This is a genomic window from Rhizobium phaseoli (assembly GCF_003985125.1).
Lineage (GTDB): Bacteria > Pseudomonadota > Alphaproteobacteria > Rhizobiales > Rhizobiaceae > Rhizobium > Rhizobium phaseoli.
On record NZ_ML133622.1, the window covers coordinates 1 to 4,517 of the forward strand.

Consider the following 4,517-nt stretch of genomic DNA (forward strand, 5'->3'; position numbering starts at 1 on the left):
CTCAATGTCGTCGATGACGTGACGCGCGAATGCCTGGCAGCAATCCCGGACACCTCGATCTCCGGCCGCCGCGTCGCACGGGAGCTGACGACGCTGATCGAACGACGTGGCAAGCCCGGGATGATCGTCTCCGACAACGGCACTGAACTCACCTCGAATGCGATCCTCGCGTGGTCGAAGGATCACAAAGTCGACTGGCACTACATCGCGCCGGGAAAGCCGATGCAGAACGGCTATGCCGAGAGCTTCAATGGTCGGATGCGCGACGAACTGCTCAACGAAAGCCTGTTCTTTGGCCTCAATCATGCCCGAAGCGCCATTGCCGAATGGGCGGACGATCACAATAATTTCCGGCCGCACTAATCGCTCGGATATCAGACCCCGGCAGATTATGCCGGGACCATCGCCGCAACCGGCTCCAACGCTGCGCAAGATGAAGGCTTCGCGTTTCCGCCGGTTGCTCACACCGCGCCACTTGGCGTATTCAAAACCGCCGAGGCTCTAATCGCCGCCGGATGAAAATTCAGTGGCAGGTCAGCTCAGTTTCATCGCGATCATGTTTTTGTGGCTGGTTTGCCTGCCGAGTTCCTGAATGTATCGACCTGTCGCTCTCGCGCGTGGGCCGGAAGGACATAAATAGCAGGCTCAAGAAATAAACGACCTGAAGGAAAACCGAAGCCGCTAGTGTTACGGCGAACGCTTTGAAGATGGAAAGCGACGCGGCGTAGGCCGAAACAGCGCTGGTGCACGTGACCAGTAGCAGGATGCAAAAAAAAGTTCTAAAGGACAAGGCCTTGCTCCCGTTCGTTCGTCCAATACTTGAACTGCGTCGACGCTGACGTTTCGCCCGATTCGTCCACGCTATGAACGTGCATGACTTCGCCGTGAGTGCCATAGGTTGCCAAAAGTTGGGTCAGCGCGAATACGCCAAAGTGACGACTTCTTCTTTCGCGGCTTCCGACTCGGCAAATCCTGTTCGCCAGACTCCGAAGGCCGCCGCCATAGCGAGCAACAAGGCGGCGCCAGTATCTCTCCGGGATACGCAATAAAATCTGCCGCTTCCTATCTATTGCATTTTTGTACGTTCTCCGCTGAGGTCGCGATCGGCTTGTTTGGTGAGACACCTTGGTCATGCACCAAGGTCGCTAATCAGGCAAAATAGATTGATTGGATGCCATCATCCGCGTTTTGAATAACGCTAAAAACGCGGCACCGAAAACGCCTGGGGACCGAGCGCGAACTCGCGACCGCGGCTTTCAGCACACTTTAAGTCAGCCAACAGTGAGCGCGGCTGTTGCCCCGGTTGCGCTAGCCAAATGTCGTGATGCTCGGATGGAACTCGCCGATTGCAAATTTTCTTTCTGCTTTATACGTCGTAAGGGGTGCCTTGATAGAAGCTCCACTCGTTAGCTTCGAGTTCAGGCTCTCGCGTCTGCAGCATGGGAAATGATTTCTAATTCTGCTGGGTATTCGTACAACGTACAGATCTCGTCAAACTTGGAACACGCACCCGTTTGCATAGTTTGCCCAAGGTCGGGATCCGTTCCGCAAATTTGGGACAAATTCGAGCCATACGTGCGGCGACGCCGATGGCCGCCGCGTTCGATTGCTGAACCCGCTTAGTCGACTCGCGGCTGCCGGTATGGTCTAACATCGTCGCGTTCATGTTTGGCCCGGAGTTGGTATGGGGGCTGGCCGGAATAAAAACACGCCCATTAAAATATCTCAATAGAATCAACTGGCTGGGCGACATCGGAGCGACGCGTCCGGAGCCTGGCTTGAATTGAACCGAACCGAATTGGCGCAGGACCATTTACACAGCACGCTGAAATCTGCATATTGCCGCGCGTTGTCGCTATCCCAAGTTGATGCACGAGTCGCTTTCGCTCCCGTCAAAAGCAGCTGGGCACGAGCTCTTTTCAAGAATTTAGAAGGCAAGGATATGGAAAATTTTGTGTATCTGTTGGAGCCAGAAAGTGCGATCTTTCGCGCCGCTGAGCTCCCTGATCGCAACAGCATTGCATCGATCGCCGGTTTAATTGGCAGTGATCTTATTCAGATGATCCGCTTCGACGACATGCACTCGCTATTTGTTGGCGAAGAAGCTTTGCGAGTTGGGTTAACCGCCTTTACGATCTTTGACGGGTACCCGATCCCTCTTGCCGGGCAGATAGCGCTTTTGGGAGGCGATGGTAGTAAACCTTATCGTTCGCCGTCAATAACGATGACGGAAGCCGCGCGACGTTTTGAATGTTGCCGGCCGGTGCTTGATCCTGTGTTTGTTCCGATGGACCGAGTGGCGAACAAGGGCCTCATCGTTGCGGGCGCACTGGAAGGCCTGCAAGTGCGTATTGATCGCCGCTCCCCGGTGCTCCTATGAGCGCAATGACGAATGATAGGATCCAGGAGAATGAACTCTATCGCGCCGATTCGCTGAGAGTCCGCGAGCGTGGCGACATGGGCTCGAGAAACGGAAAGCTGACGCCTCAAAGCGGCGTTTACTACGTTGCCGAAGGCCTCCCGTTCAACTGGACAAAGGTCAACACTGAAGGTCGGAAGACGTTCAGTGCCGGTCTCCAACTACTCTGAGGACTATCGAAGAGACATATGATAACTCTATCGGCGGCTAACACGTCGTTGCGCAGCAATTGATCTTTGATCTTCCCTCAGATTGCTACACTCAGACTGCTCGATCGGCGCCGCAGATTGAAAGCCTGCGTTTGTCCGTTTGGCGATAACTGGGAGGCGGGATCGCCTCCCTGCTGCACGGGCGATCGAGTGATTGAAAAGCCGGCTTCAACTGTCACTTGCTCAAGCTGGCACAACCTTTGAATGCTCGCCTTGCGGGGATCAAAGCAGCCAACTGAATTCGATTATTGGAGAAAGCGACGAAGCGCATGCCAAATGTGCATCACATCGGGGTCTCGACGGTGGCGGTGCCAGCTGCGGACGCCGCACGTCAAACCGGCATAGCCGTCGACCACTGCGACGATTGCCAAACACGCTATTTCAGCCGACCATGCCAGATGGGTCTCAAGTTATATTTTGATGACTATGTGCTCTTCCGCGTTTTTTCGCGCGCACTTGAAGAAATTGAGATGGGGATTGCCACCGCGACCGAGGCAACCGGCCTTTCGCTTAGGGAGCTGCGGGATATACCAGCCCGCAGTTTCCCGGCAAGGCTTATCCGCGCTTTTGCCCTGCAAGAGGCGAGTGATTGCGTGCCTGATGCGGAGGAGCAACTGTTGCGCGATATGCTCCTAGGGCATGTGCGGCCAGGCGACCCTGAGGGCGTGCGTTTTGCTAAGATCATTGCGCGACGTTCCATGCGCGAAGACCACCTCTGGCGGGATCTCGGCTTGCTTGACAAAGCCGAACTTAGGAGATTGCTGTTCGCGCATTTTCCGGCGCTGGTGGCAGGCAACACCAACAACATGAGGTGGAAGAAGTATTTTTACCGCAAGATTTGCGAAGCTGAAGGCTTTTCCCTTTGTAGCGCTCCCAGCTGCAAGGAATGCGGCGATTTTAATGAATGCTTTCTCCCTGAGGAAAGCGGAAGTCTTTCTGGAGCGGCAGAGTTCGTCGGGCGCGAGATCTTGAAAACGTGAAGGCCACAGATGCAACTTGGCGGGCTTGTCCGGCGACGTTGAACCGATACGGGGGATTATTGCTCCCGATATTACGACTGTGCGGGCACGCGCAAATGCCACTTTCCTAAAGATGAGCGGTGATGTCGTCGTCGGATAATGATCATCGGTCAATTCTGATAGCACCTACTAAAATTGCCTTAAGCTCTTCGCCGTATTCGACTACGCGATCCACAATTTGTCGGAGCTGAGCGTATGGCCGGAAAAAAGCGTCCGCGACTAGCGCTTTAACTTGATAGCTTGCTCACGATCTTTGCTGTAGCCTTCGAGCATTTCCTCAGAATCTGGCCCGCTGACGATCGAAACCGGCTCCGTTGTCAATCTCAGCCAATGGCGAAACAATCCGGGCCTGCAAGACTGCAGCTGCCAAGCTGTCGGCATTCCCCCTATTTGTTCATGGAGACAGCATAACAGCGAGTTTGTTGTAAGCGACAATCTCTACTGTGCCTTCATATGCGTTCTGCTGATCATCCGGCCTTGATTCGACGCGTGGTGCGAAGCCGATCGGCCGTCAAGACGGTACCGATCTGCTTGGCTCTACGACTTGCCACACTACTTCTGTCCCTCGCCTGAGATGTAAGGATACGGACGAGATTTGTTGATCTTTGACGCAAGCGATTTCCAACCGACAAGACCTCGCAGCCGCTTCGTCCAGTTTGGCGGTTTCGAGACAAGAGTTTGTCGATCCCGCCTTCGAAAGTTCGGAACTAAATAGCTGAAGATCAGCAAAACAGCTGTTTTATATGCTGCTGCCCACATGGCACGGGTTTTGAAGATTGCCATGCGAGGCGGCGCGAGCTGCCTGCCTTTTACTCAGCGATGGATGGAACGAAAGAAGGAAGGCGATATGTCAGATTTGCGTCAAATCGC

Annotated in this window: 2 protein-coding genes and 1 pseudogene; all 3 read left to right on the forward strand. The window is 54.4% G+C overall.

Features of this window, described 5'->3' with window-relative positions:
• Positions 1 to 519, forward strand: a pseudogene (locus tag EFD56_RS32220) (integrase core domain-containing protein); the annotation flags it as partial.
• A gap of 1,423 nt (positions 520 to 1,942) precedes the next feature.
• Positions 1,943 to 2,380 carry a DUF3846 domain-containing protein gene (locus tag EFD56_RS32230; protein WP_008536498.1) on the forward strand — a complete coding sequence of 146 codons (438 nt, stop codon included), beginning with the start codon at positions 1,943 to 1,945 and terminating at the stop codon, positions 2,378 to 2,380.
• 517 nt (positions 2,381 to 2,897) lie between these two features.
• Complete coding sequence (locus EFD56_RS32240; RefSeq protein WP_008536495.1) at positions 2,898 to 3,608, forward strand: nitrogen fixation protein NifQ; 711 nt, start codon at positions 2,898 to 2,900, stop codon at positions 3,606 to 3,608.
• Positions 3,609 to 4,517: the final 909 nt, after the last annotated feature.